Annotated in this window: 28 protein-coding genes; 21 read left to right on the top strand and 7 right to left on the bottom strand. The window is 63.4% G+C overall.

What is annotated here, in order from left to right; all coding sequences use genetic code 11:
- Positions 1-73 precede the first annotated feature (73 nt).
- The 8 genes from ABF859_RS08030 to ABF859_RS07995 all read left to right on the top strand — a co-directional run bounded on the left by ABF859_RS08030 (position 74) and on the right by ABF859_RS07995 (position 6,893).
- A complete protein-coding gene (locus ABF859_RS08030) occupies positions 74-1,327 on the top strand; it encodes a S1C family serine protease (protein WP_415527241.1) in 1,254 nt (417 codons plus the stop codon).
- 25 nt (positions 1,328-1,352) lie between these two features.
- Entirely contained in the window at positions 1,353-1,538 is a 186-nt protein-coding gene (locus tag ABF859_RS08025; protein ID WP_415527240.1) for a hypothetical protein, read from the top strand.
- Between the two features lie 99 nt (positions 1,539-1,637).
- Positions 1,638-2,318 carry a response regulator transcription factor gene (locus ABF859_RS08020; RefSeq protein WP_011252400.1) on the top strand — a complete coding sequence of 227 codons (681 nt, stop codon included), beginning with the start codon at positions 1,638-1,640 and terminating at the stop codon, positions 2,316-2,318.
- A 6-nt stretch (positions 2,319-2,324) separates the two neighbouring features.
- Positions 2,325-3,743, top strand: a complete 1,419-nt coding sequence (locus ABF859_RS08015; protein WP_415527239.1) for an ATP-binding protein — start codon at positions 2,325-2,327, stop codon at positions 3,741-3,743.
- 58 nt (positions 3,744-3,801) lie between these two features.
- Positions 3,802-4,146: a hypothetical protein gene (locus ABF859_RS08010; RefSeq protein WP_415527288.1), complete on the top strand. Its 345-nt coding sequence runs from the start codon at positions 3,802-3,804 to the stop codon at positions 4,144-4,146.
- A gap of 45 nt (positions 4,147-4,191) precedes the next feature.
- A complete protein-coding gene (locus ABF859_RS08005) occupies positions 4,192-4,920 on the top strand; it encodes an SIMPL domain-containing protein (protein ID WP_415527238.1) in 729 nt (242 codons plus the stop codon).
- Between the two features lie 28 nt (positions 4,921-4,948).
- The gene (locus ABF859_RS08000) at positions 4,949-5,296 is read left to right on the top strand and encodes a thiol-disulfide oxidoreductase DCC family protein (protein WP_415527237.1); all 348 of its coding nucleotides are present in this window, start codon (positions 4,949-4,951) and stop codon (positions 5,294-5,296) included.
- A gap of 82 nt (positions 5,297-5,378) precedes the next feature.
- The gene (locus ABF859_RS07995) at positions 5,379-6,893 is read left to right on the top strand and encodes a tetratricopeptide repeat protein (RefSeq protein WP_415527236.1); all 1,515 of its coding nucleotides are present in this window, start codon (positions 5,379-5,381) and stop codon (positions 6,891-6,893) included.
- Positions 6,894-6,966: 73 nt separating this feature from the next.
- Here ABF859_RS07995 and infC read toward each other — a convergent pair whose 3' ends face one another.
- The 5 genes from infC to ABF859_RS07970 all read right to left on the bottom strand — a co-directional run bounded on the left by infC (position 6,967) and on the right by ABF859_RS07970 (position 12,444).
- Positions 6,967-7,488, bottom strand: a complete 522-nt coding sequence (gene infC / locus ABF859_RS07990) for a translation initiation factor IF-3 (protein ID WP_011252394.1) — start codon at positions 7,486-7,488, stop codon at positions 6,967-6,969.
- A 153-nt stretch (positions 7,489-7,641) separates the two neighbouring features.
- Positions 7,642-9,579 carry a threonine--tRNA ligase gene (thrS, locus tag ABF859_RS07985; RefSeq protein WP_415527235.1) on the bottom strand — a complete coding sequence of 646 codons (1,938 nt, stop codon included), beginning with the start codon at positions 9,577-9,579 and terminating at the stop codon, positions 7,642-7,644.
- A 113-nt stretch (positions 9,580-9,692) separates the two neighbouring features.
- Complete coding sequence (locus ABF859_RS07980) at positions 9,693-10,748, bottom strand: glycosyltransferase family 2 protein (RefSeq protein WP_415527234.1); 1,056 nt, start codon at positions 10,746-10,748, stop codon at positions 9,693-9,695.
- A complete protein-coding gene (locus ABF859_RS07975) occupies positions 10,745-11,665 on the bottom strand; it encodes a glycosyltransferase family 9 protein (RefSeq protein ID WP_415527233.1) in 921 nt (306 codons plus the stop codon). The genes ABF859_RS07980 and ABF859_RS07975 overlap by 4 nt, the downstream gene beginning before the upstream one ends.
- A gap of 113 nt (positions 11,666-11,778) precedes the next feature.
- Positions 11,779-12,444: a nucleotide exchange factor GrpE gene (locus ABF859_RS07970; protein ID WP_415527232.1), complete on the bottom strand. Its 666-nt coding sequence runs from the start codon at positions 12,442-12,444 to the stop codon at positions 11,779-11,781.
- A gap of 162 nt (positions 12,445-12,606) precedes the next feature.
- Here ABF859_RS07970 and ABF859_RS07965 point away from each other — a divergent pair, with 162 nt between their 5' ends.
- Together ABF859_RS07965 and ABF859_RS07960 are read left to right on the top strand one after the other, a co-directional pair.
- A complete protein-coding gene (locus ABF859_RS07965; protein WP_415527231.1) occupies positions 12,607-13,377 on the top strand; it encodes a response regulator transcription factor in 771 nt (256 codons plus the stop codon).
- Between the two features lie 189 nt (positions 13,378-13,566).
- Positions 13,567-15,234 carry a stimulus-sensing domain-containing protein gene (locus ABF859_RS07960; RefSeq protein WP_415527287.1) on the top strand — a complete coding sequence of 556 codons (1,668 nt, stop codon included), beginning with the start codon at positions 13,567-13,569 and terminating at the stop codon, positions 15,232-15,234.
- 134 nt (positions 15,235-15,368) lie between these two features.
- Here ABF859_RS07960 and ABF859_RS07955 read toward each other — a convergent pair whose 3' ends face one another.
- Positions 15,369-15,737, bottom strand: coding sequence for a UrcA family protein (locus tag ABF859_RS07955; RefSeq protein ID WP_415527230.1), 369 nt, complete (start codon positions 15,735-15,737; stop codon positions 15,369-15,371).
- A gap of 170 nt (positions 15,738-15,907) precedes the next feature.
- Positions 15,908-16,258 (bottom strand): endoribonuclease L-PSP, encoded by a 351-nt coding sequence (locus ABF859_RS07950; RefSeq protein ID WP_415527229.1) that lies wholly within the window; start codon positions 16,256-16,258, stop codon positions 15,908-15,910.
- A gap of 92 nt (positions 16,259-16,350) precedes the next feature.
- Between ABF859_RS07950 and ABF859_RS07945 the strand changes: the two genes are divergently transcribed.
- From ABF859_RS07945 to ABF859_RS07895, 11 genes are all read left to right on the top strand, one after another.
- Positions 16,351-16,812, top strand: a complete 462-nt coding sequence (locus ABF859_RS07945) for an HPr kinase/phosphorylase (protein WP_415527228.1) — start codon at positions 16,351-16,353, stop codon at positions 16,810-16,812.
- A gap of 49 nt (positions 16,813-16,861) precedes the next feature.
- Entirely contained in the window at positions 16,862-17,827 is a 966-nt protein-coding gene (gene rapZ / locus ABF859_RS07940; RefSeq protein WP_211558925.1) for an RNase adapter RapZ, read from the top strand.
- Entirely contained in the window at positions 17,824-18,264 is a 441-nt protein-coding gene (locus ABF859_RS07935; protein WP_415527227.1) for a PTS sugar transporter subunit IIA, read from the top strand. The genes rapZ and ABF859_RS07935 overlap by 4 nt, the downstream gene beginning before the upstream one ends.
- Before the next feature lie 14 nt (positions 18,265-18,278).
- Positions 18,279-18,578, top strand: coding sequence for an HPr family phosphocarrier protein (locus ABF859_RS07930; RefSeq protein WP_408872624.1), 300 nt, complete (start codon positions 18,279-18,281; stop codon positions 18,576-18,578).
- Positions 18,571-20,442, top strand: coding sequence for a phosphoenolpyruvate--protein phosphotransferase (ptsP, locus tag ABF859_RS07925; protein ID WP_415527226.1), 1,872 nt, complete (start codon positions 18,571-18,573; stop codon positions 20,440-20,442). Before ABF859_RS07930 ends, ptsP begins: the two co-directional genes overlap by 8 nt.
- A gap of 57 nt (positions 20,443-20,499) precedes the next feature.
- A complete protein-coding gene (locus ABF859_RS07920) occupies positions 20,500-21,054 on the top strand; it encodes a Fur family transcriptional regulator (protein WP_415527225.1) in 555 nt (184 codons plus the stop codon).
- A gap of 5 nt (positions 21,055-21,059) precedes the next feature.
- A complete protein-coding gene (locus ABF859_RS07915; RefSeq protein WP_415527224.1) occupies positions 21,060-21,515 on the top strand; it encodes a hypothetical protein in 456 nt (151 codons plus the stop codon).
- 31 nt (positions 21,516-21,546) lie between these two features.
- On the top strand, positions 21,547-22,566 hold the full coding sequence (locus ABF859_RS07910; protein ID WP_415527223.1) for an asparaginase: 1,020 nt from the start codon (positions 21,547-21,549) through the stop codon (positions 22,564-22,566).
- 87 nt (positions 22,567-22,653) lie between these two features.
- Positions 22,654-24,081: a sugar porter family MFS transporter gene (locus ABF859_RS07905; RefSeq protein ID WP_415527222.1), complete on the top strand. Its 1,428-nt coding sequence runs from the start codon at positions 22,654-22,656 to the stop codon at positions 24,079-24,081.
- Between the two features lie 87 nt (positions 24,082-24,168).
- Positions 24,169-24,591 carry a hypothetical protein gene (locus ABF859_RS07900; protein WP_415527221.1) on the top strand — a complete coding sequence of 141 codons (423 nt, stop codon included), beginning with the start codon at positions 24,169-24,171 and terminating at the stop codon, positions 24,589-24,591.
- 141 nt (positions 24,592-24,732) lie between these two features.
- Positions 24,733-25,158, top strand: a complete 426-nt coding sequence (locus tag ABF859_RS07895; protein WP_415527220.1) for a hypothetical protein — start codon at positions 24,733-24,735, stop codon at positions 25,156-25,158.
- Position 25,159: the final 1 nt, after the last annotated feature.

Here is a 25,159-nt window from a genome sequence, read left to right as displayed (position 1 = left end):
CGCCATGATCTTAGGAGGTGGAACAATTCTGTGTTAGCAGCAGGGATATGACGATGTTCCTGTCCTGTTTCCCATGAACCGCGCCCTGCAGGCTGCTGCGATCGGTGCCGGAACAGCCACTGTCGTGACGGTGGGGCTGATGCTGGCGCTGCGCGGTCATGGTGATGGTGCGCAGCGCCAGCATCCCGCGGAACACCCGCAGAAGCCGCTGGTCATGCAGGTCCCAGCACCGAAAATGCTCCCGACGATCATCCCCGACCGCACGGTGGCGGGCGAGAATACGGACGCGCAGGGCATCCCCACACAGCCCGCCATCGTCCCGGCACCTGCGCCTGCTCTGCCGCCGCTTCTGGTCAAATACGGCCCGCTGAGTTTCGCCCCGCTGGTGCGGCAGGTGATCCCGGCTGTCGTCAACATCGCCATCACCCAGAACAGCCCGGACGGGCACGACCACATCCCACCCCAGATTCGCGGCACCCCGCTCGAAAAGCGCTACCGGGACCGGATGAAGCGCCAGCAGGAAGAAATGGTCGGCGCCGGATCAGGCTTCATCGTCGATCCGTCCGGCATTATCGTCACGAACCGCCATGTCGTGGGCGGGGCGGACAAGGTCGTGGTCTCGCTGTCCAACGGGCATGAAATGCCGGCGCGTTTGCTGGGGGCCGATCCGTTGACGGATATTGCCGTCATCAAGGTCGATAGTCCCGAGCCGCTTCCGCATGTCACCTGGGGCGACAGCCAGCAGACCGATATCGGAGACTGGATTCTCGTTGCGGGCAATCCGTTCGGGTTTGGCTCGTCCGTCACGGCGGGCATCGTCTCGGCCGTCGGGCGCGATCTGGGGATCGGCTCGCTTGATGATTTCATCCAGCTCGACGCCCCGATCAATCCCGGCAATTCGGGTGGTCCGGCCTTCAACATGCGCGGACAGGTCGTGGCCGTGAATGCCGCCATCGTAACGCCTGCGGGTGGTTCTGTCGGGATTGGCTTTGGCATCCCGTCCGAGATCGTGGCCCCGATCGTCGCGGAAATCGAGGCGACGGGCCATGCCGAACATGGCTGGCTCGGCATAACGCTCGATGACGGTGACACCGATATCGGCATCGCGGGCGTTGATAATGGTGGCCCGGCGCAGAAGGGCGGTCTGCGGCGCGGTGATGTCGTGAAGCAGGTGGACAATGTGCCTGTCACCAGCGCGCGGATGCTCCTGCGCAGTATCGCGGCGGCCCGGCCGGGCATGACCCTGTCTTTCCGGATCCAGCGTGGCAGGCAGTCCCTGACGCTGCCCATCCATATCGGCCCGCGTCCTCGCGATGCCGATGACTGAGCCGCTATCCGGCAGAAAAATCTGCTTGGGATTGTGCGGTGTCTTTCTGCTGGGCGCGCTTGCCGGATGCAGCCCCGTTCCCCCGTCGCATGATCGCAGCGGCTACCAGGATGGACTGTCGGAAGCGTCCCCGTTCTCATGGGGACCGATCAGCGCGTCCTCCCTGCGTGATGCCCAGCAGGACGATTTTGACAACGCCATTCCGCGCTAGGCGTGCCTTTCTGTAACAACCGCCTTTGACGGCGCCCTTCAAGCCGGTATTCTTCTGCAAGGAACGGCAAGACTGCGTTCGGAAGGAAGAAAGACAACGATGCGTATCCTGCTGGTCGAGGACGATCCGACTGTCCGTGCTTTCGTGCTCAAGGGGCTCCGGGAGGCCGGGCATGTCGTGGATGAGGCGGATAATGGCAAGGACGGCCTGTTTCTGGCCGTCAGCGAGAATTATGACGTCGTGATCCTGGACCGGATGCTGCCGGGCGGCATCGACGGGTTGCGGATTCTGGAAACCCTGCGCGGGCAGAAAAACGCAACGCCGGTCCTGCTGCTTTCGGCGCTGGCGGATGTGGACGAGCGCGTCGCCGGGCTCAAGGCCGGTGGTGACGACTACATGACCAAGCCCTTCGCCTTTTCCGAACTTCTGGCACGTGTCGAGGCGCTGGGCCGTCGTGGCCGCCCGGAAAGCGCCCCCCAGACGCGGCTTGTGGTTGGCGATCTGGAAATGGATCTGCTCTCGCGGACCGTCAAACGCGGTGGCGAGAAGATCGATCTTCAGCCGCGTGAGTTCCGTCTGCTGGAGTTCCTGATCCGTCATGCCGGACAGGTCGTAACCCGCACCATGCTGCTCGAGCGCGTATGGGACTATCATTTCGACCCGCAGACCAACGTGATCGACGTGCATGTCTCGCGCCTGCGCCAGAAGGTGGACAAGCCGTTCGACAAGCCGATGATCCATACGATCCGCAACGCCGGCTACATCCTGCGGGCGGACTGAGGCCGGATGTTGCGGCGCAGGGCCCGTCGTTTCGGAGTGTTCCTGAAAAAGCGCCTGCGCTGGCCGATCCGCTCGGCGGGGCTGAACTTCGCGCTGGCCTATGGGCTCGTCTTCGTGATTTCGGCCGGGGCGTTTCTCTCCTTCATCTGGTGGAATACGACCGGCCAGCTCGACCATCAGGTCGAGATTGCGGTGCAGGTCGATGCCGCCGATCTGGCCCATCGCTGGGCGCAGGGAGGACCGTCCGCGCTCAGCCTCGCCATTCAGGACCGGCTGGACCAGAACGTCGATGATGACGAGCTTTATCTCCTGATCGGGCCGGACGGGCGCAGATTTGCCGGAAACCTGCCGGGCTGGCCCGTCGTCATCACCCGGACGGACCAGTTTTACGAACTGGCCATCAAGCGCGACGGCTTCCGGACGAACGCCAAGATGCACGCCTATCCCCTGACGCACGGGTTCCGGATGATCGTGGGGCGCGATGTCCGCGGGCGGCAGCTTGTGCGCCACGTTCTGACCGATACGCTGATCTGGGCCTGGGTCATGGTCTCGCTGCTGGCGGCGGGCGGGGCGCTCGCAATCCGGCGGATCTTTCGACAGGTCGTCCGTTCCATCGCCCGCACCACGGCGGCTGTCGCGCAGGGCGATCTGAGCCAGCGCATCCCGCTGACGGGCAATGAAACGGATCTGGTCGGCCAGACGGTCAACACCATGCTGGAGCGGATCAACCGCCTGATGGATGGCGTCAAGCAGGTCTCCAACGCCATTGCCCATGATCTGCGCACACCGATTGCCCGTGCCCGTGCGCGTCTGGAGGACGCCAACCGCACCGCCACTTCGGCAGAGGAGCTTCATGCCGCCATCGACCGCGCGGTCATGGATCTCGACCGGGTGACGTCGATTTTCGAGGCCCTGCTGAGAATTGCGCAGCTTGAGGCCGGTGCCAGACGGGCCGCCTTCACGGTTCTGGATGTCCGCCCGCTGCTGGAGGGGTTGTGCGAACTCTATGAAGCCTCCGTCGAGGATGCAGGCGTCCGGCTGGTTTTCCGCGCGGGGACGACACCGCCCGTCAATGGCGATCCGCATCTTCTGCAACAGGCGGTGGCCAATCTGCTGGATAATGCCATCAAGTTCGCTCCGCCTGGAACAGCCATCACCCTCTCCGTGGACATGCGGGGCGAACGGCTGGCCATCACGGTTGCGGATCAGGGGCCGGGCATGAGCGAGGAAGACCTGAGCCGCGCTTCCGAACGGTTCTTTCGGGCCGAAGCCGCGCGCAACACACCGGGCGTGGGGCTGGGTCTTTCCGTCGTGCAGGCTGTCATAAGCCTGCATGGTGGCTCGCTCGAACTGAAAGCCGGACATCCGGGTCTGTCCGCGACCCTTCTGCTCCCTGTCGCAACGCCTGTTCCGAAAGCGGCATGACGGAAGTTTCATCCACGCCCCACCCTGCGCTTAACTGGAATGGGCTACACACTCCGTGATGCGTTCCTTCCTTTCTTCGCCAGCCGCCCTTCCGGCCTTCTGTCTGCTCGGCTGTCTGGCTGCGTCACCGGCGCTGCACCCGGTGCAGCATCAGTCGTCCGGACATTCGGACGATGCCATTCCGGTGACGTCCGAGAACGCGGAATACTGCGCCCGGCTGCGGAAAAGCGTGGACATGCAACTCGCCGCTCCTCCCGCCGCCATCCCGCTCGGGACCATGGAGGATGCCCGCCACCTGCGCGCTCAGGGAGACCTTCTCTGTGCGCAGGGGCACGTCCGGGCGGGGATCGAACGCCTGCGTCGGGCGTTGGTCCTGCTGAAACACGCTCCGGAGCCACGCTGACGGTATTTCGGGCGTTCTTTACGACACCTGTTTTCAGGAGACCCAATGATCCGTTTTTCTCGCCTCCGGTCCGTTCCGCTTCTGGCGGCTGCGCTGGCCTCCTCGCCCGTCGCCCTGTCCGGGACAGGCGCTTTTTCTACCGCACAGGCAGCCGATATGCAGCAGAACACCACCCAGCTTGACTTCAGCGTCATGGGGCAGGCCCATGCCGTACCGACGGAACTGACGGTTCGTCTTTTCGTCCGCGCCGACAGCCCGTCAGCCGCGGCTGCGCAGAAGGATGTGAACACGCGCATGGAAGCCGCTATGAAGCTGGCGGGTGGTCAGGCGGGTATCGTGGCAAAGGCGGGTGGATACTCCATTTATGAAAACACGCCCGAACATGGCCCGAAGAGCTGGACGGCCCGGCAGGAGCTTGAACTCAGCGGACAGGATTCCGTGCGTCTGCTCGGTCTGGCCGGCCAACTCCAGTCGCAGTCCCTGATGCTGGAAGGGCTGGACTGGTCCCTGGATGATGCAACCCGGGAGAAGCTTCTGCAGGAAGCCCGGACACAGGCCCTCAAACAGGTCCGTCAGCAGGCGGAACAAAGTGCGCAGACCCTGGGACTGCATCTTGTCCGCCTGAAGGAAATCCGCATCTCCTCCCTGGAGCCGGGACCACGCCCCGTGATGCTCATGGCCGCGCGAATGGCCGATTCCGCCCCGCCCCAGCGCAGTCCGGATGATCAGATCGTTCGCGTGAACGTGTCCGTGCAGGCTGAACTTTCTCCATGAACCCCCAGATGCCGGAGGTTTTCCGGCCATGGTGACGGTCTGGTTCGATGGCGGATGTCCTCTCTGCCGGCGTGAGATTGCCCTGATGAAACGTCTGGACCGGCGGGGCGCCATCCGCTTCGTCGATCTGGAGTCGGCTCAGGCATGCCCGCTGGACCGGGCAACCCTGCTGGCCCGGTTCCATGCCGAGGAGGATGGCCGCCTGTATGAGGGCGCGGCCGCCTTTGCCGCCATGTGGCGGGCGATTCCCCTGCTGCGGCCACTGGGCCTGGCGGCCCGGAACCCGGCTGTTCTGGCCGTACTGCAATGGGGATACGGAATATTCCTGCGATTTCGCCCGCTCCTCCAGCGCCTGACCCGGAAGCTGGAGGGCTGAGCCTGTCCGACAGGACAGGAAAACGGAGGATTTTAAGGGTTTCTTAGGAGGCGTCCTTTACGACGGAAAAAAAGGAGTCTTCATGCCCAACTCTTTCCGTTTGCTGGCGCAGGACATTCTCGCTCTGGGGGATGCAGGCGATATCCCCGGTGCGCTTGAAAAGCTGCATGAAGGTGTCCAGACCCTGCCACAGGATCCCCATTCCGCGTTTCTGGCGGGATGTCTTTATGAGCGTTTCAAAGACTGGAATCAGGCAAGGCATTTCTATGTTCAGAGCCTGCATCAGCACGTCAATGCCCCGAGGATCTGGCATCGTCTGGGCATTGTCTGTCTCGAAACCGGGGATCTGGACGGTGCGGAAAGGGCCCTGAAGGTTGCGATCCAGCAGAAGCCGGAAGAAGCCTCCTTTCATGTCGATCTGAGTATGGTCCTGGCGCGGAAGGGAGCCTTCGAAGGGGCACTTGAAACCGCCAGGGCAGGCGACGCCCTGTGCCCGGACCGTGTGGCGGCCATCAACAACATTGCCCATGCCCTTCAGGGGCTTGGCCGAAGCGCGGAGTCCCTGCCGTATTATGACCGGGCCATCGCCCTTGCTCCAGAAAATGGCACCTGCCGTTTCGGCCGTGCCGTCAGCCTGCTGAAACTCGGTCAGTTCGAAGCCGGATGGCGCGAATATGAATGGCGCTGGCGGTCCTGTCAGACCCCGCGTACAGACCTGAGCATGCCGCAATGGGAAGGAGAGGACCTGACCGGGAGGACCATCCTGATCCATCATGAGCAGGGTTACGGCGATACGCTCCAGTTCATCCGTTGTGTGCCGCTGCTCAAGGAGCGCGGAGCCACCGTCGTGGTGCAGGTTCCCATCCCCCTCGTCAGGCTTCTGGAGAGGATGGAAGGGATCGACCGGATTATATCGACGCTCGACCCGTCGCTTCATCTGGATCGGCACTGCCCGCTTGTCGGACTGCCGCTGCGTCTGAACCTGACGCCCTCGACGGCGCCGGGATGCCCTTACCTGTCGGTGTCTGCTGAAGAACAGGTGCGACAGGGTGGGGCCCTCCGGCAGAGCGTCCTGAAAAAAACGGAACAGCCCGATCTGATCGTCGGTCTGGTCTGGAGCGGTGATCCGCGTCCTCATGATCCGGCGGCTTCGCAGGTTGACCGGCGTCGGAGCATGCGGCTGGAGCAGCTCGCGCCCCTGCTGGGCGTGGACGGTATCCGTTTCGTCAGTTTTCAGATTGGGACGCCTTGCAGGCAGATTGCGGAGACCGGCCTGCCTGTGCTGGATGCGACGGACGGAATTACGGATTTCGCCGATACGGCCGCCCGGCTTTATGGCGTGGACCTGCTCATCAGTGTCGATACGTCCATTGTCCATCTGGCTGGCGGACTCGGCCTGCCGGTCTGGATGCTGTCCCGCAGCGATGCCTGCTGGCGCTGGGGCGAAACCGGCACGACGACGCCCTGGTACCCGAGCATGCGCATTTTCCGACAGCCCTTTTCGGGAGACTGGGAGACCCCGGTTACCGAGATCGCAGGTCTGCTGCGGCAGTTTGTTGCACTCTATCGGACGAATCTCGAAGCCGAGGCAGCCTGAGAAACAGGCCATAAAAAAACCGGCCGCTCCCGAAAGGGCGGCCGGTTTTTCATTTGTGGGCTGAAAGCGCCCCTTAGCGGGGTGCGATCACCATCAGCATCTGACGGTTTTCAAGACGGGGCATCTGCTCCACCTTGGCCTTTTCCTCGACTTCCTGCCGGATACGCTCAAGCATCTTGATGCCGAGCTCCTGATGGGCCATTTCGCGGCCCTTGAAGCGCAGGGAAATCTTGACCTTATCACCTTCGTCAAGAAAGCTGTGGATGGCCTTGAGCTTGGTCTGGAAGTCATGCTCGCCCGTACCGGGACGAACCTTCACTTCCTTGATCTCAATGACCTTCTGCTTCTTGCGGGCTTCGTTCTTCTTCTTCTGCTGCTCATACTTGAACTTGCCGTAGTCGAGAATCTTCACGACAGGAGGAACAGCGGTCGGGCTGATTTCCAGAAGGTCGAGACCTACCGAAAAAGCGCGCATCAGGGCATCCCGGGTCGTCATGACGCCCTGCATTTCGCCTTCTTCGTCGATCAGACGAACCTGCGGAACACGGATTTCCTCGTTGACGCGCGGTCCTTCACGGGTGGGCGCGGCCTGCATCGGCGGTCTAGCTATGGTCAGCTCCTGTCATCAGTTTCGTTCGGGTCCGGTCACCAGCATCCGCCTTCACGAAGAAAGGCGGGATACGGCCATTTCCGATCCCGTTCCTTCTGCACATAGTCCTGCCTTACGCCCGGTGCAAGGGGATTACGTTCAATCCTTCGCAAAGCGCGCGATGTCGGGGGCCTGAGCCTCTTTCGCCAGCGCCGTCACGGCTTCGTCAAGCGACAGGATTTCCTGTGCCGCACCGCCCAGACGCCGCATGGCGACCTTGCGTTCCTCGGCCTCGCGGCGACCAACCACCAGGATGACCGGAACGCGCGCAAGGCTGTGTTCGCGGATCTTGGCGTTGATCTTGTCGCTGCGGGTGTCGGTCTCGACTTGGAGTCCCGCGGCCTTGAGCGTTGCCGCGACTTCGTTGGCGTAATCGGCCGCGTCGGAGACGATGGACGCCACGACAACCTGCGTCGGCGCGAGCCAGAGCGGGAACTTGCCAGCATACTGCTCGATCAGGATGCCGATGAAGCGCTCGAAACTGCCGAGAATCGCGCGGTGCAGCATGACCGGACGATGACGGTTGCTGTCCTCGCCAATGTAAGAGGCGTCCAGACGCTCCGGCAGGACATAGTCCACCTGAAGCGTACCGCACTGCCAGTCACGGCCGATGGCGTCGGTCAGCACGAATTCGAGCTTCGGACCGTAGAACGCGCCTTCGCCCGGATTGTACTCGTATTCGACGCCCGCGATCTCACAGGCCTTCTTGAGCGAGCCCTCCGCACGATCCCACACTTCATCCGAGCCCGCCCGCGTTTCCGGACGGTCGGAGAACTTCACGCGGAAGGTATCGAATCCAAGATCGGAATAGACCTCCGCCAGCATCTTCACGAACTTCGCGGTTTCGTCCGCAATCTGGTCGTCCGTGCAGAAGATATGGGCGTCGTCCTGCGTGAAGCCGCGCACGCGCATGATGCCATGCAGTGCCCCCGACGGCTCGTAACGGTGACACGCGCCGAATTCCGCCATTCGCAGCGGCAGCTCACGATAGGAACGCAGGCCGTGACGGAAGATCTGCACATGGCACGGGCAGTTCATGGGCTTGAGCGCGAGGGTCTTGTCCTCGTCCTCGACGGTCGCGATGAACATGTTCTCGCGATACTTGTCCCAGTGGCCCGAAGCCTCCCAGAGCGCACGGTCCACGAGCTGCGGGGTGCGGACTTCCTCGTAGTTGTTCCGCTCCTGCGCACGACGCATGTAGTCCTGAAGGACGGTGTACAGGCGCCAGCCCTTGCGGTGCCAGAAGATCTGCCCGACGGCTTCTTCCTGGATGTGGAAGAGGTCCATCTCGCGGCCGATGCGGCGATGGTCGCGCTTCTCGGCTTCCTCAAGGCGCAGGAGATGGGCGTCCAGCTCCTTCTTGTCGCGCCAGGCGGTACCGTAGATGCGGGTCAGCATGGGGTTGCGGTGGTCGCCGCGCCAGTAGGCCCCGGCCACACGCATCAGCTTGAACGCCGTGCCGACATCACCAGTCGTGCGCAGATGCGGGCCGCGGCACAGATCAAGCCACTCCCCCTGACGGTAGATCGAGATCTGCTCGTCTTCTGGCAGGTCTTGAATGAGCTGCGCCTTGAAGTCCTCGCCCTTCTCTTCAAAGAAGCGGATGGCCTCGTCACGGTCCCAGACCTCGCGGACGAACGGCGTGTTGGCCGCTACGATCTCGCGCATCTTGGCTTCGATGGCCGGGAAGTCTTCCGGCGTAAACGGCTTCTCGCGGGAGAAATCGTAATAGAAGCCGTCCTTGATGCTCGGTCCGATCGTGACCTGCGTCTCGGGCCACAGGGACTGCACGGCCTCGGCCAGCACATGCGCCGCGTCATGGCGGATCATTTCCAGCGCGTCCTCATCCTTGCGGGTGACGAACTTCACGGATGCATCGCTGCTGATTTCGGTGCCGATATCGACGGGCTTGCCGTCCACTTCCATCGCCAGCGCAGCCTTGGCGAGGCCGGGTCCGATGGAGGCCGCGATCGTCGTGCCCGTCACCGTCCCGTCGAATGTGCGGACGCTTCCGTCGGGGAGTGTGATGGCGGGCATGGAGATCGCTCCTGTGCGAGTGGGGACGGCAGATTGCTCTGCCGAAAAACGAACCGGTAAATGGCCCCAATCCCCGCTGCGCTGCAACCCCCAGACGGCCAGACAGTCCGTTTTCAGGTCGCTTTGTCCATCTGGAGCACAAGCGGTGGCACGTCAGTGGGATCGGCCGGCCGTCCTTCATCCCATCCACAGGTGAGATAATGGACGAGCGGCCAGATCCCGTAATAGGCATCCTGCGCCACATCCGGGTTGCTCTCGGCGTAGAAGACCGGATCGAACACCCGGTATTCGTGCTGCTGCCCGTCGTCCCGCGCCCGATGCACGACAAAGCCAGCCGGGATGTCGAGGGGAGGATGAGGAATGGTATCGCCAGTTCCAAGCACGATATCCGGATCGATCCCCAGTTCCCGCAGGCGCTGCGCAATCATGGGTGCGTAGATATTCGGAACAGGCCGATACCCGGCGGCAAAATCCTCGGAGCCGGTCTCGAAATAGAAGTGAAGATGTGTCCCGTCCCGGGGATGCTCCAGCGTTTCTCCTGTCTCGGCAGCATCCAGTTTCTGGCGTGCGAAGCGGCGGATTTCCTCGTAGTCCGGCCGGTTGTGCAGATGGAGATGCACGAACGGCGTGCGGACATAGCGCTCGGGGTAGATGCTCTGCGGGTTATGAAACCCCCGGTCCAGACTGACGATCGTCCCTGCCCGGAACAGTCCGCGCCGCACGATCTGGGGCAGATAGTAATCCGGCGCTTCCGGCACGTTCAGCAGAAGCCGGTCTGTAATGAACGTAGCATTTTCCTGCACCAGATAATCGAACTGCCTCCGGATGACGTCCGGATCGAGCGAAAGCTGGTCCAGAAAGACCGTCAGGAACTCGTCGCAGTCCAGCGGGACGGCAAAATCGCAGGACCCTTCCGCATCCCACTGCCGGATGATCCCGGCAATGACCTCTCCCTTGTGCAGGAAATCAGCAGGTGACGCATGGTCCCGGACGATCCGGACACCTTTGCCTTCATACCGCGTCTGGAGGTCCAGAACGGCCGGATCGGTCGAGCCATTGTCGATTACGGTCAGGTTCGGGAAGCCGAAGATCGCCGCGTGCCACAGAATCCAGGGCTCCAGCAGTGTCGCCTCGTTCTTCTGCATCATGACGCAGCGGACCCGGGTCATCGGGACAGCATCGCTTCCAGACAGGTTTCGACCCGGGCGGCCGGCAGCATCGCCAGATCCGGCACCACGATCAGGTCCGTCCGTCCCGCCGTGGGGGTGAGGGGAGCCGTCAGGCGCGGGTCGCTGTCAGGACCGAAGAGCGTGATGCAGGGCGTGTCCATCGCGGCGGCCAGGTGCATCGGGCCGGTATCGTTCCCGATCACGATCTGCGCGCGGTCCAGCACGCCTGCGAGTTCTATGAGTGTGGTCCGGCCCGTGAGGTCGAGGGCGGTGGGGCAGAGGCGCAGGATGTCCTGAGCCAGCGGGGCCTCGGTCTGTGTTCCCACGATGACGGGGCGGATGCCTTTTGCCACAAGCGCATTGGCGACCTCGGCGAAACGCGATGTAGGCCAGCGTTTCTGCGGGCGGTGGAACGCCGCACCAGGCACCAGAACGACATAGGGCGCTGCGATTTCGGGACCATTCCCCTCAAGCCAGCGCGGAACGCTACGGGGCAGGGGCGTGACACCGGCATCATGAAGCTGGTCGTCGAGCCGTGCGAGCGTGTGCATGTCGTTGCGCGACGGGTTGCCGTGCGGATGGCAGCAGCCGTCGGAAATGCCGGACCAGTTCGCGGGCTGCCCGGCGAGGCGGAAATAGGTTTTCGAACGTCCCGAGGTCTGAAGATCAAAGACCCGGTCATACCCGCGCAGTTTGCGCGACAGGCGCCACAACCCCGGAAGATTGCCCATCGACGGACGCTCATCCGTCAGAACCTCATCGAACCATGGCGCGGCGCGGCCCAGATCCACGAAGGGCGCGGTGGTCAGGAGGGTCACTGTGGCGTGGGGGAAAGCGGCCCGGATGGACGCGAAAGCTCCGAAGGCCTGAACGAAATCGCCCAGGGCGCCGAGCTTTATGACAAGAATGCGACTCATGAGCCGACTTTAGCAGGGTGTTGCGGAACGCCAACCACTCCCGGTTGCCGTTCCGCAAAGAAATCCCTTGCGTGGGATTTCGGTCCTTCGCCCCTCTGCTTCGAGGGAAGGGATCAGACCGTCTTGTCGACGCCCTGCGGTGCGGCCTGTGCGCCACCCTTGGCGACCACGACCATGGCCGGCTTCAGCAGGCGGCCCTTGAGCAGCCAGGCCGGCGTCCAGGACTGCATCACATGGCCCGACGGGTGCTGGTCTGACGGCTGTTCCGCCATCGCCTGATGCAGGTTGGCGTCGAACGGCTTGCCGGTCGGGTCCTCGCAGGTGATGCCGTGGCGTTCGAGAATGTTGATGAAGGAACGCTCGGTGCCTTCGATTCCCTCACGCAGTTTGGTGATGAGGACGTCCTCGCCTTCGGTCTTCGGCGGCAGGGACGCCAGACCGCGCTGGAGGTTCTCGGCAGCCTCGACCACGTCACGGGCGAATTTCTGGATGGCGTACTGGCGCGCATCCTCGATGTCGCGCTTGGCGCGGGTGCGGATGTTCTGGCTTTCGGCCTCGGAACGGACCCAGCGGTCCTTCAGTTCGGCGACTTCGGCCTCAAGGGCTTCGATGCGGGCTTCTGGCGTCGTCTCTTCCAGCGTTTCACCGCCGGTCTCGTTCATGCCCGGAGTATCATGGCCGGAAGTCTCGACGCCCTGTTCAGGCGCGCCGTGGGCCGTTTCCGGCGAGGCGTTGTGGTCTGTCATGTCACGACCTTCTGCTATGGGACGGGCCATCATGCGGCCCCGTTCTCCTTCAGGAGATAACGCTGATTGTCTCAAAGACAAGGGTTGCGCCGTCGCATAGCGACGCATCATGTCATTGAAAAGCCTATTTTCTGCCATCAAGGATCATGGGCTATAGGTAAAAAGCCGCAACAGTTCTCAGCAGACGGACCCCTCATGGAGACGCCCCGAACCCCCTACGCGCCGCCCGCGCCTGCCTCGCAGACGCCGTCCGGAGCCTCCGCCGCGCCGATCATCGCGCTGGTGGACGATGACCGGAACATTCTTGCGTCCGTCCAGATGACGCTCGAAGCCGAAGGATTTACCGTTCACACCTACACTGACGGCGAAAGCGCGCTGCAGGGCATCATCTCGCGCCCCGTCAGCCTCGCGGTTCTGGATGTGAAGATGCCGCGCATGGACGGTATGGAACTGCTCCAGCGCCTGCGCTCGCGCTCGAACCTGCCGGTGATCTTCCTGACCTCCAAGGATGAGGAACTGGACCAGCTCATGGGCCTGCGTCTCGGCGCGGACGACTACATCACCAAGCCCTTTTCCCAGCGGCTGCTGATCGAGCGTATCCGCGCCCTGCTGCGCCGTCAGGATGCCAGCCGGGCCGAGGCCACGGGTGTTGCCTCCGTCGGCTCCGCCATCGTGCGCGGCAAGCTCTCGCTGGACGAGACGCGCCACCAGTGCCTTTGGGGCGGACAGGACATCGCGCTCACGGTCACGGAGTTCCTGCTGGTCAAGGCGCTCGCTCTGCGTCCGGGTATGGTGAAGTCGCGCGATCAGCTCATCGACGCGGCCTATGGCGACAACATCTATGTCGATGACCGCACCATCGACAGCCACATCAAGCGTGTCCGCAAGAAGTTCCGTCAGGTGGATGACGAGTTCAACCAGATCGAGACGCTGTACGGCATCGGTTACCGCTATCGGGACGAGTAAGCGCGCGTGGATGATGATTCCGCCTCTTTCCCGACGGGGCATGCCCTTGATGCCGACCGGCTCGAACAGGGGCGGGACCGCCGCCGTGCCGAATCGGCGCGCCCGGGATCGGGTACGGGGCTGGGCGAATCGCTTCGGACTGTCCGGGCGCGGCTCCTGAAGCGCCTGAGACCACGTCCCCTGTCGGAGATGTCTTTCTCCCGCAGGCGTCTGGCCTCGCCGCTTCTGGTGCGGATCCTGCTGCTCAACGCCCTGCCGCTGGCGCTTCTGGCCGTCACGCTGCTGTTTCTGGACCAGTTCCAGAACGGCCTGCTGGAAACGGACGTCAACGCCCTGCGCGAGCAGGCCCATATCTATGCCGGTGCTCTTGGCCAGTCCGCCGTCCGGGTAAGTGCCCATGCGCCAGGCCATCCGGCGCCCGGCGGCAATCTGGAACTCGACGTCGCACAGGCCCGCCCGCTGCTGGCCAGCCTGACCGAACCGAGCCCCAACGCTCATGCCCTGCTGTTCGATCCGGACGGCAAGCTCGTCGTGGACAGCCGTACGGCCTCGCGTCGCAGGCAGGATCATGCCCCGCCGGAAGCCGCGGATGATGGATCGTGGAAACCGCCCCGGAACAATATCCTTGAAAGCTTCTACGACTGGCTGCTGTCGCTCCTGCCGCTGACCTCCAGTGAGGAAGTCACGCTCGACACGAACGATACCGCCATGGACGGCCCGCATGATGCCCAGCCGCTCCATTCGCAGGCCGAACTGCCCCCCTTCATCCGGCGCACCAAGGACCATCAGCTTGTCGTGACGGTCGTGGAGCCCGTCGTGCGGGATGGTGTGACAGTGGGCGAGATCCAGCTCACCCGTCACGCTCCGGAAGTGGATCGCACGCTTTTCGCCGTCCGCTCTTCGATCCTGTCGCTGGTTCTGGCCGCCCTCGTCGTGACGGTCCTGCTGTCGTGGTATCTGTCGCTTACGATCGCCCGTCCGCTCCTGACGCTGGCGCGCGCCTCCAACGACATGCGCGAAACGGATGGCCGCAAGGACCTTGTTCCCGAGCGGCTTCTGGCCCGTCGTGACGAAATCGGCGTGCTGGCTCGCTCGCTCCGGGGCAGTGCGCTGGCGCTCTGGGCGCGGATGGACGACATCGAACGCTTTGCCGCTGACGTGAGTCACGAGATCAAGAACCCGCTCTCCTCCATCCGTTCGGCCATCGAGACCCTGCCGCGCATCCAGATCGCCGAACGGCGCGAACGCCTGCTGGGTATCATCAACAGCGACGTCAAACGGCTGGACCGTCTGATTACGGACATTTCCGATGCCAGCCGGATCGACGCCGAACTATCCCGTGTGCGTCCCGAACCCGTCTCGGTCGTGGCCCTCCTGTCCATCCTCGCGGAAATGCACCAGACGACGCGCCGGGAAAACGATCCCGTGCTCAGGCTCGATGTCCGCGATCAGGATCCGCCACTGAAGGCGCTGGCTGTGGAGGATCGGTTGGTGCAGGTCCTGCGCAACCTGATCGGCAATGCGGTGTCGTTTTCGCCGCCAAAGGGCATCATCGCCCTGCATGCCAGCGCGCGTGACATTGCCGGGAGCGGGCCGGGGACGGGCAGCGTGGTGGAAATCACCATCACCGATCAGGGCCCCGGTATTCCGCCCGGAAAGCTCGACAGCATTTTCGACCGTTTCTATTCAGAACGGCCCCAGACCGAAAACTTCGGCCAGCATTCCGGCCTCGGCCTCGCGATCAGCCGGCAGATCATTCACGCCCTGCGCGGCAGTCTGTTCGCCGAGAACCGGATGGATGCGGCCGGTGCGATCCGGGGCGCCTGTTTCGTGGTGCGGCTCCCCCGCGCGCCCTGACGCGTGCATCCGGTCCGGGACCTGAACGTCAATGGCCGGTCCCGGTGTCAGGTCGTCGATCACGCCCGGCAGCAGCGTTGCCGCAAAGGGCAGCGCCAGGATCAGGACCGGAAAGACATGCCGCGACATGGCCGTCACTTCCGGGCGGAAAGTGCGAGGAGCACATGGCCGGTCTGATGCCGGGCCCGCTGCTGGTTCCGGATGTCATACAGGTCATTCCGGGCATTGGAGAAAGCATCCTGTTCACAGTCGGTCACGTCGCTCATGGTCAGCCAGCCCTCATCATGAAGCTGCTGGCACACGGCATGGGACGCCTGACCGATCTGCTTGGTGGCCCGGTGCCATCCCTGTGTGGAGGTAAGATCCAGTGACGACAGGTCGATTTCCGTACTGATCGTGCCGGGATGGGTCGGAATGGAACGGTTCTGGGCTTGAGCGGCCTGAAAGGGCAGGACAGCGCTGGCGGAAAGGGCGCAGAGCAAAAGGGAAGAAAAACGGGTCATGGCACGAAGCTCCTGAAGAAAGATCCGACGCCCGTGGCGTCTGGAAATCTTCAATGCAGGAAGCGTGCCAGTTTATGTTTTCCGGTTCAGAAAACTGTTCCGGAAACGCCCCGAAAGCATAATTTTCGGAAAAGTGGCATTGGGGGCCATAAAATGGCGTATTATGCTGTTTATTCTTCTGGAGTGGCCGTCAGGCTCAGGGCGATGCGCTGTTCGGGGAGCGGGAAGCGCTGCACGATCCGCAGGGTGAGCGCGGGTCTTGCCGCGGCCAGAGCCTCGTTCAGGGCCGCCTGACACTGGCTGAAGGTCTGGCCTTCCCGGATCATGGCGGCGACGTGCCGGGTGTGGTTCAGGGTCAGGCCGTGATCGGCAAGGACCAGCGAAATGGCCGAAAGCGCCGCCTGACATTCATCCACCAGCCGGCCGGGACGTTCCCCGTCCGGGCTGAATCCGCTGAAATCGGTGCAGGTGACTTCGTCTCCATGTACGGTGACGGTTTGGTGAGGGGAGGATGCGCCCATTGCGGTTCGTACTCCTGATCCATGCCAGAGGTCCGTCATGCCCCTGTCCGACCCAAGGTCTTAGTCCGCTCCCGTGGAGGTCGCAATCCATCATGTCCGTCCTGCCTGCTTCGCCTGAAGGCCCGGTCCATGCGTCCTGTGTGGCGTGGAAGGGAGAGGGTGTCCTGATTTCAGGTTCTTCGGGATCGGGAAAATCCGAGCTGGCGCTGCGGCTGATGGATGCGGGTTTCGACCTCGTGGCGGATGACCGAGTCCTGCTGCAGGGCATCATAGCCTCAGCGCCCGAACGCATTGCGGGTCTGATCGAAGTCCGGGGGGTCGGGATCCTGAGGACACCTTTTGTCATAAAGGCGCCGGTCCGTCTGCGGGTCTGTCTGGGGGAAGGGCAGCCCCGCCTGCCCGAGCCCTGCCGGGACCCCTGGACGGGTGCGGTCATGCTGCGTCTGGAGCCCGGTTTTCCGGGAACGGTGGCCCGGATCAGGGCCGCTCTGGGGGCCTGTTGTGGCCCTTATGAATGGGTCGCCGGAGCAGGGGGCGATGTTGCAGAAACGTGAAGGTGCGAAATAGTTCCGCACAAAAAGAAAAACGGCTAGAGTGTGGCACATGGCATCGGCGAACCATCCCGAGTCTGGCTCCTTATCCGAATATGGTCACGGTTCCCGTCGGATCCTGATCGTAACGGGTCTGTCCGGGGCGGGAAAATCATCCATATTGCGGGTTCTGGAAGATCTGGGTCATGAGGTCGTGGACAACCCACCCCTGAACCTGATCCAGGCGCTCGCGTCACGGGCCGGGCAGAATCTGGCCATCGGGATCGACGTCCGCAGTCGCGGGTTCGAGGCCTCCCGCGTGCTGGAAGAGCTCGAACGGCTGCGATTGCTGCCCGACTGCTCGGTGCAACTCCTGTACGCCACTGCCGAACCCGAAATCCTTTTGCGCCGCTTCACAGCCACGCGCCGCCGCCATCCGCTGGTGACCAGCGGAACCATTCTCCCCGGAATCGAACAGGAAACCGCTCTTCTGGCCCCCCTGCGGGCCAATGCGGATCTGGTCATCGACACGTCCGATCTGCCCTCGCCCGAACTGCGCCAGCTCATCGAGACGCGCTTTGGCAGCACGGGCGGGGAAGGGCTGACGGTTGCGTTGATGTCCTTTGCCTATCCGTCCGGTCTGCCCCGCGAGGCGGACATGGTTTTTGATGCCCGTTTCCTGCGCAATCCCCATTATGATCCAGCCCTCCAGCCCATGACCGGGCTGGACGAGGCGGTGGTGCAGTACGTGAAGTCAGACCCGGCCTATCCCGCGTTTTTTGGCCATATCCAGAGCCTGCTGGAGCTTGTGCTTCCCCGCTTCGTGGCGGAAGGCAAGAAATACGCGACCATTGCCATCGGGTGCAGTGGCGGCCGTCACCGCTCGGTGACGATCGTGGAAGAACTGGCCCGCATCCTCCCGAAAACAATGCCGGTCGGACCGATGATGGTCCTGCACCGCGAACTCGCCCGCAAGGGTCTGGCGTCCTGGCGCTGGGCCGTCCCTCCCCAGGACCCTTCACAGGACAGAACGGTATGATCGGACTGATGCTGGTAACGCATGGACGTCTTGGCGATGTCCTGCTGGAAACGCTGGTGCATGTGGTGGGTCCGCAGACGCAGGTGGGTGTGGTCGGAGTGGCGGATGATGATGATCCCGCCATGCTGCGCCCGGCGGCCGAACGCCTGCTCCAGCGGCTTGATACCGGCGAGGGTGTGCTGCTGCTGACCGATATCTTCGGCAGTTCGCCGTCCAATCTGGCGCTCTCGTTGCGAGAACCGGGGCATGTCGAGGTGGTCTCGGGCGTGAATGTGCCGATGCTGGTCAAGCTGGCGAAAACACGGCGGGATCTGGATCTTGCAGGCTGCGTGGAAAAGGCCACAATGGCGGGGCGGAAGTACATCGCCGTGGCGTCGCAGCTTCCCGATCCCTGCCTCCATGGAGGGCCGCGTGCCTGTACGCTGCCTGTTCATTGAATTGAGTTCACTGAATGAGCGATACGACCCTTTCTTCCGCTACCGTTGCGCCCCGCACCGTCACCATCGTCAATCATCTGGGCCTTCACGCCCGCCCCGCCGCAAAAATCGTGACCACGGCCGAGCGTTTTGACGCCGAGACCACGATCGCCCATGGCTCCAATGTCGTCTCGGCCCTTTCGATCATGGGGCTGATGATGCTGGGCGCGGGCGAAGGCCAGACCGTCACGCTCCGTGCCCACGGACCACAGGCCGCAGAGGCTCTGGACGCCCTTGAGGCCCTGATCGCGGACGGGTTCGGCGAGCGTGACTGAACCGGCCTCACGATCGTCCCGCAGCCGTTCCGCCCGCTCCTCCCGCCGCAGCCCGCGTTCCGGCGTTTTCCTTCAGGGCAAGGCCATCACGCCTGGCATGGGGCTTGGCCCTGCCGGGCGTGTCGAGGAACTTCCCCTTCCCGACATTACCGAGCGCTACAGCGCGATCGGGCCGGAAGCCGAGGGCGTCCGGCTGGACGAGGCGATCGCCCGCGCGCTTCACCAGATCGAAAAGATGCGGGACCGGCTGGTCGGTCTGCCGGAAGAAGGCCGCGCGGAGATCGCCTCCCTCCTGACGGTTTATGAGCGGATGCTCGGCCCATCGCGGCTGGTGCGTCAGGTGCGCAGCCGGATCGCGGATGACGGACTCTGTGCCGAGGCTGCGGTTTCGGAAGTCACGCAGGAACTGGCGTTGCAGGTCTCGCGCATGGCGCAGGCCGTGGCGCGCGAGAACAATACGCAGGAAGCTGACGCCAATCTGCGTCTGGCGGGAGAGTTTGAGGAAATTGGCCGCCGTCTGGTGCGGAACCTGACCGGTATTTCCTACCGGGCGTTTTCCAGCCTGCCGCCGGGCTCGGTCCTGGTCGCCGAGCAGCTCCGCCCGGCGGATGTGGCGATGATCGATCCCGCCCGGATTGCGGCAGTCGTCACGCAGGGTGGTGGCGGTGCGGACCACACTGCGATCCTCCTGCGCGCCCTCGACATTCCCGCCATCCTCGCGGTGCCCAACCTCATGGCGCAGGTTCAGGAAGGCGAAATGCTGGTCGTGGACGGCCATCTGGGGACCGTTACGCTCTCGCCGAACGAGACCGAACTGCGTCTGGCGGCGGAAGCGGCGCAGCGGGAAGTGAAGGAAAAGCGGGCTTTCGGGCGGCTCAAGCGTCTGCCGGCCCAGCTTCAGAGCGGCGAGCAGATCGAACTGTCCGCCAATCTGGAACTCCCGGCGGAAATGCCGATGCTGCTGCGCAATGGCGCCAAGGGCATCGGCCTGCTGCGCAGCGAGTTCCTGTTCGGCGAGCGCGAGGACCTGCCGGACGAAGACGGCCAGACGGCCGCCTATCGTGCCATCGTTCAGGCCATGGAGGGCCGTCCCGTCACGATCCGCGTTCTGGACTGGGGCGGGGAGAAGGGCCGGGCCTGCATGCGGCGTCTGGGTCTGGCGGAGCAGGTCGCGGATGGCGACAACCCCGCGCTGGGCCTGCGCGGCGTACGGCTTCTGCTGCGGGTGCCGGACGTTCTGGAAACGCAGTTCGCCGCCATTCTGCGGGCTGCCGAGCCTGAAGAGGGCGTTCCTCCCGGCCGGGTGCGGATTCTGCTGCCGATGGTCACGTCTTCGGACGAGATCGTGGACGCCCGCGAGATTTACGACAAGGTGGCGCGGCGTCTGAAACGCAAGGGGCACACGCTTCCCGATCCGCTGCCGCCTCTGGGGATCATGGTCGAGACGCCGGCGGCGGCGCTCACGGTCGATACGCTGGCCAGACATGCGGATTTCATGGCGCTCGGCACCAATGACCTGACGATGTACACGCTCGCCGTGGACCGTGCGGATTCCATGGTGGCGGATCGCTACAGCCCCCTTCATCCCGGTGTGCTGAGGCTGATCGCGGCGGCGGCGGATTCGGCGCTGCGGGCACGTCGTCCGATTTCGGTCTGTGGTGAAATGGCGTCGGATCCCCGGGTGGTGGGTCTGCTGATCGGTCTGGGCCTGCGGTCCTTTTCCATGAACTCCGCGTCCCTGCCGCGCGTGAAGCGCCTGATCCGCACCCTGACGCTCGAAGACTGCGACCAGTTGCGGCGGCAGGTCATGCTGGAAACCGATCCGCTCGTGATCCGCGATCTGGTGCGACAGTTCGCAACCTGACGCTGTTTGCTCCAGCCTCTCTCGGCAAAGCGCGATCGGGATGCCATATTGACGGTTATGCCGGATTCTTCTGCCATCGCTGACGCCCTGACCTTTTCGCCCGAGGTCACCCAACGCCTCGATCGTACGGCCGAATGGTGCCAGCGCAACGGACAGCGCCTGACGGAGACGCGGCGGCAGGTGCTGGGCCTGATCCTGTCCAGCGAGAAACCGTCCGGGGCCTATGACCTTCTGGCCAGACTGCGCCCCGCCCATCCGAAAGCGGCTCCCCCCACGGTTTACCGGGCACTGGATTTCCTGCTGGAACACAGCCTGATCCACCGTCTGGAGCGGCTGAGCGCCTTTGTTGGCTGTTCGCATGCCGTGGAATGTCCGCATGGCTGCACCCATCATGACGCAGGCGGGATGCACCGCGCGCAGTTCCTGATCTGTCGCGGCTGCGACCGGGCCTGGGAACTGGAGCAGGAGGCCATCGCCCCGGTTCTGACCCGCGCCGCCCAGGGCATGGGGTTCCGCGCTGAAGCCGCCACCGTAGAAATCGAGGGCCTGTGCGCGTCCTGCCAGAAGGCGGGTGTCATGCCGGTGCGGCGTCCGAAAACCGCGGCAGGCTGAAACGGATGGGACGCCGCCGTTTCCCGTCGTCGGCCTCCCTGTTCGAGCATCTGCCGAAATCCCGCCGCGAACGCCCCGAGACCGCTCCCGCCCGCAGATCTGCCGCCCCGCCGGAACAGCCCGACCTGCTCGGCTGGACGCCTCCGCCCACCCAGCTTGCGGCTGCGGATGTGGAGGCCAGCTTCCTGAGCCCCGTCGGCTTTCGCCCACCCGCAGGCGAGGCGTTCGTCTATCATCTGACGGATGCCGCTACGGCCCGGAGCTTCGTGGACGAGGGTCTGCCGCTGGCGGACGGGCTCATGTTCCGTACGGCGGCGCATCTTGCGGAAGATCTGGCGCATGTTTCGGCCGTCGATGACATGGGCGTGGTCCGCGTCCGGCGACGCCTGATCCAGCCCTGGCTGACAGCGGATCGCCAGGAGGGCCGTCCGTGCTATGTGCTCGGCCCGGAACCGTCATGACAGACATCATCAGAAACAGGGGAGCAATCAAATGGCAGCACAGTCGGGCCTTCTGGCCGAGGTCACGCGCGGCGGACGGGTCGAGTCCCATCATCTGGGCCGGGCGGTCGTCGTGGATGCCGATGGTGGCGTGGTCTGGTCCTGCGGGGATGTGGACGCCGCCGTCTTCCCGCGCTCGACCGTCAAATCCCTGCTGGCGATCGAACTGGTGGAGAGTGGCGCTGCCGACCGTCTCGGCCTGACCCCGGATGCGCTGGCACTCGCCTGCGCCTCGCATGGTGGTGAGAAGGTCCATGCCGAAATGGCCGCCAAGATGCTCGCCGCTGTTGGTCGCGATGTGACGGCGCTGGAATGTGGAACGCACTGGCCGACCTATGAACCCGCAGGCCGCGCACTGGCCGCCGCGCATCAGAACGCCTGCCCGCTGCATAACAACTGCTCGGGCAAGCACGCGGGCATGGTGTGCCTGTCCTGCGATCAGGGGATTGATCCGTCGGGCTATATCGATCCCTCCCATGAGATCCAGCGACGCGTGACGGATGTGCTCGCCGCGATGATGGATACGCCGCATGACGACAGCAATCGCGGCATGGATGGCTGCTCCATGCCGACTTATGCCGTGCCGCTGAAGGCGCTGGCGAAAGGTTTTGCAAGATTTGGCGCGGGAACCGGGCTGTCCGAAGGGCGTTTCCGTGCGGCCACACGCCTTCGGGAGGCCGTGGCGGCCAATCCGTTCATGGTCGCCGGGACGGGACGCTACGACACGAAGATCATGGATCGCTTCGGCACAAGGGCCTTCGTGAAGATGGGCGCGGAAGGCGTGATGATCGCCTCCCTGCCCGAACTGGGACTGGGTCTGGCCATCAAGACGGATGACGGCGCCAACCGCGCTGCGGAGGTTGCGATGTCCGCCCTGATGCGTCGCTTTGGCGGCGAAACCCTGTGCAGGGATGCAGCAGATCGCGACATTCTGGACGCGACAGCCGTTCAGACCCTGCGGAACTGGAACGGGTTCACGGTCGGCGAAATCCGCTCTGCCCTCCCGCAATAAACGGATTTGTGTTATAGATTACGGATATGACATCCGGCTGACAGATTGATGTCATTTTATGACTGAGTGAAAGGAACGCACCACAATATGAATGATCAGGTCGGAACGACAGGGACCATTTCGCCACAGGATGACAGCAATACATCCATTTTCGATGCCACCCGTTTCAAGATCGTCGTCATTGGCGTGATTGCAGCGCTGGCAGGTCTCATGTCCGGGCTTGATATTGGTGTTGTGGCCGGCGCGCTGGATCTTTTTGGCAAGGAATACCACGCCTCCACCATCGCGCTGGAATGGGTCGTCAGTTCCATGATGGCGGGGGCAGCAGCGGGTGCGCTGAGTGCGGGCTGGATGTCCAAGGCGCTCGGCCGCAAGCATTCCCTGATCGTGGGCGGTGCGATCTTCGTGGTCGGGACGATCGGCTGTGCGATGAGCTGGTCCGTCGCCTCCATGATTTCCTTCCGCGTCGTCATGGGTATCGCGGTCGGCATTTCCGCTTTCACGGCCCCGCTCTATCTGTCCGAAATCGCCAGCGAGGACGCGCGCGGGGCGATGGTCTCGACCTATCAGCTTATGGTGACGGTCGGCATCTTCATTGCGTTCCTGTCGGACACCTATTTCTCCTATAGCGGCAACTGGCGCTGGATGTTTGGCGTCGCCGGCATCCCGGCCGTGCTGTTCCTGATCGGCGTCCTGTTCCTGCCCTACAGCCCGCGCTGGCTTATGGCACAGGGGCGGCACAAGGAGGCCCGGCAGATCCTGCTGGACCTGCGGAATGATCCGCTGGAAGCCGCCAAGGAAATCCGCGCCATCCGCGAGCAGCTTGAGACGAAACAGGAAGGCTTCAAACTCTTCCTGAGCAACTCCAACTTCCGCCGCTCTGTGGCGCTGGGCGTGATGCTCCAGATGATGCAGCAGCTCGCGGGCATCAATATCGTCATGTATTACGCGCCCAACATCCTTGCGGCCGCGCATTTCGATGCACAGTCCCAGATGTGGTGTACGGCCATCATTGGCCTGGTGAACATGCTCGCGACCTTCGTGGCGCTGGGCCTCGTCGATCGCTGGGGTCGCAAACCGATCCTCTATGCCGGCTTTACGGTCATGGCGCTTGGCATGGGCGTGCTGGCCATGCTGCTCCAGACGGGCATGACCACGCAGTCTTCACAGATCGCGGCTGTCTTCCTGCTGATGATCTTCTGCGCCGGGTTCGCCATGTCGGCGGGTCCGCTGATGTGGGTTCTGTGTTCGGAAATCCAGCCGCTGGGCGGCCGCGATTTCGGGATTGCCATCTCCACCTTCACCAACTGGATGACAAATCTTCTCGTCGGCGTCAGTTTCCTGACCCTGATGGAAACTTTCGGTACGGCTGGCACCTTCTGGCTGTTCGCAGGGCTGAACGCCCTGTTCCTGCTGCTGACCATTCTTTTCGTGCCCGAAACCCGCGGCATGTCTCTCGCTGTCATCGAAAAACGGCTCATGTCCGGCGTGAAGCTCCGCAAGCTGGGCCGCTAGACATCTTCCGGGCATCACCATCGAGTGACCATGCGCCCGGCCTCTCAGCCGGGCGTTTTCATGTAAACCTTCTGTAAGGAAACGCGCTTGAGCGAATTTTCCCCATCCTCCCGTGACTTCAGCCGTGGTGTGGGCAGAGGCGGCGTCCTTCTCGTCTACGCGCTCTATATCGCCCGGTTCTTCACCGGTATCAGCCTTCTCGCGGGAGTTATTATTGCGTATCTGCTGCGGAGATCGAGCGTCGGAATGGAGCGGGCGCATCTGAACTGGCTGGTGCGCCTGTTCTGGTATGACGTAGCCTTCATCATCGGCTCGGCAGCCCTGTTCCTCGCCTGCTTCATGACCGAGCCGCCGGGAAGCTCCGGCCCTGGGCAGCTTATTTTTCTGCTGCCGATCGGGATTTTTGTACTGTGGAATATTGTTATGCTGGTGTCGCTGGTTCTGGGCCTGCGCGGTTTCCTCGCCGGGCGTGGCCCGCTGCCGGAGCGCTTCCGGGTGCTGGCAGAATGAAAGGTGTTCGCGAACTGGCGTAATCCGCCATTTCCGGATGTTTCAGATCTATTATCTACGCCAGAATCGAAGGAAATCATGTTCTGGCACGGTTCATGCATCAAGGTTGCTGTTGAGTTTTCCTCAGAGGAGTTTTCCCTCATGTATGCATCCTACGCCCCTTATGAACCCGCCCGGCATCATGGTCGCGGAGGCGATGCCGATACCGGGCGCGATCTGGTCCTGCTGGTTTATGCCCTGTACGTGGCCGGTTTCTTTACCGGCGTGACAGCCCTGGTCGGGGTCATCATCGCGCATAGAAGCCGCCGGTACGCCATGGGTCTGAAGCGCGCGCAACTGGACTGGCAGGTGCGGATGTTCTGGTACGGCGCACTGGCCCTGACGGTCATCGGGATGATCCATCTCATGGTGACAGGGCTGGGCGCCATTACGGGCGGTCTGGGACTGGTGTTCATGGTGGTGCCGTGGGGACTGACACTGGCCTGGGGGATTCTCACAGCCTGGGCGATTGCGCGCGGCGTTCATGCCGCGCTCCTCAACCGCCCTGTCGCCTCCGCACAGTTCTGAA

This window comes from Gluconobacter sp. (assembly GCF_047722525.1).
Taxonomy (GTDB): domain Bacteria; phylum Pseudomonadota; class Alphaproteobacteria; order Acetobacterales; family Acetobacteraceae; genus Gluconobacter.
This window is presented reverse-complemented; position numbering and strand designations above follow the sequence as displayed.

Coding starts and splice junctions, on each gene's coding strand:
- ABF859_RS07915 (WP_415527224.1), top strand. CDS start 21,060: ATGGGACGCCGCCGTTTCCCGTCGTCGGCCTCCCTGTTCGAGCATCTG.
- ABF859_RS07980 (WP_415527234.1), bottom strand. CDS start 10,748: ATGACCCGGGTCCGCTGCGTCATGATGCAGAAGAACGAGGCGACACTG.
- ABF859_RS07905 (WP_415527222.1), top strand. CDS start 22,654: ATGAATGATCAGGTCGGAACGACAGGGACCATTTCGCCACAGGATGAC.
- ABF859_RS08000 (WP_415527237.1), top strand. CDS start 4,949: ATGGTGACGGTCTGGTTCGATGGCGGATGTCCTCTCTGCCGGCGTGAG.
- ABF859_RS08020 (WP_011252400.1), top strand. CDS start 1,638: ATGCGTATCCTGCTGGTCGAGGACGATCCGACTGTCCGTGCTTTCGTG.
- ABF859_RS07935 (WP_415527227.1), top strand. CDS start 17,824: ATGATCGGACTGATGCTGGTAACGCATGGACGTCTTGGCGATGTCCTG.
- ABF859_RS08015 (WP_415527239.1), top strand. CDS start 2,325: ATGTTGCGGCGCAGGGCCCGTCGTTTCGGAGTGTTCCTGAAAAAGCGC.
- rapZ (WP_211558925.1), top strand. CDS start 16,862: ATGGCATCGGCGAACCATCCCGAGTCTGGCTCCTTATCCGAATATGGT.
- thrS (WP_415527235.1), bottom strand. CDS start 9,579: ATGCCCGCCATCACACTCCCCGACGGAAGCGTCCGCACATTCGACGGG.
- ABF859_RS07895 (WP_415527220.1), top strand. CDS start 24,733: ATGTATGCATCCTACGCCCCTTATGAACCCGCCCGGCATCATGGTCGC.
- ABF859_RS07945 (WP_415527228.1), top strand. CDS start 16,351: ATGTCCGTCCTGCCTGCTTCGCCTGAAGGCCCGGTCCATGCGTCCTGT.
- ABF859_RS08010 (WP_415527288.1), top strand. CDS start 3,802: ATGCGTTCCTTCCTTTCTTCGCCAGCCGCCCTTCCGGCCTTCTGTCTG.
- ABF859_RS07955 (WP_415527230.1), bottom strand. CDS start 15,737: ATGACCCGTTTTTCTTCCCTTTTGCTCTGCGCCCTTTCCGCCAGCGCT.
- ABF859_RS08030 (WP_415527241.1), top strand. CDS start 74: ATGAACCGCGCCCTGCAGGCTGCTGCGATCGGTGCCGGAACAGCCACT.
- ABF859_RS07920 (WP_415527225.1), top strand. CDS start 20,500: ATGCCGGATTCTTCTGCCATCGCTGACGCCCTGACCTTTTCGCCCGAG.
- ABF859_RS07910 (WP_415527223.1), top strand. CDS start 21,547: ATGGCAGCACAGTCGGGCCTTCTGGCCGAGGTCACGCGCGGCGGACGG.
- ABF859_RS08005 (WP_415527238.1), top strand. CDS start 4,192: ATGATCCGTTTTTCTCGCCTCCGGTCCGTTCCGCTTCTGGCGGCTGCG.
- ABF859_RS07930 (WP_408872624.1), top strand. CDS start 18,279: ATGAGCGATACGACCCTTTCTTCCGCTACCGTTGCGCCCCGCACCGTC.
- ABF859_RS07965 (WP_415527231.1), top strand. CDS start 12,607: ATGGAGACGCCCCGAACCCCCTACGCGCCGCCCGCGCCTGCCTCGCAG.
- ABF859_RS07970 (WP_415527232.1), bottom strand. CDS start 12,444: ATGATGGCCCGTCCCATAGCAGAAGGTCGTGACATGACAGACCACAAC.
- ABF859_RS07950 (WP_415527229.1), bottom strand. CDS start 16,258: ATGGGCGCATCCTCCCCTCACCAAACCGTCACCGTACATGGAGACGAA.
- infC (WP_011252394.1), bottom strand. CDS start 7,488: ATGCAGGCCGCGCCCACCCGTGAAGGACCGCGCGTCAACGAGGAAATC.
- ABF859_RS07975 (WP_415527233.1), bottom strand. CDS start 11,665: ATGAGTCGCATTCTTGTCATAAAGCTCGGCGCCCTGGGCGATTTCGTT.
- ABF859_RS07960 (WP_415527287.1), top strand. CDS start 13,567: ATGTCTTTCTCCCGCAGGCGTCTGGCCTCGCCGCTTCTGGTGCGGATC.
- ABF859_RS07995 (WP_415527236.1), top strand. CDS start 5,379: ATGCCCAACTCTTTCCGTTTGCTGGCGCAGGACATTCTCGCTCTGGGG.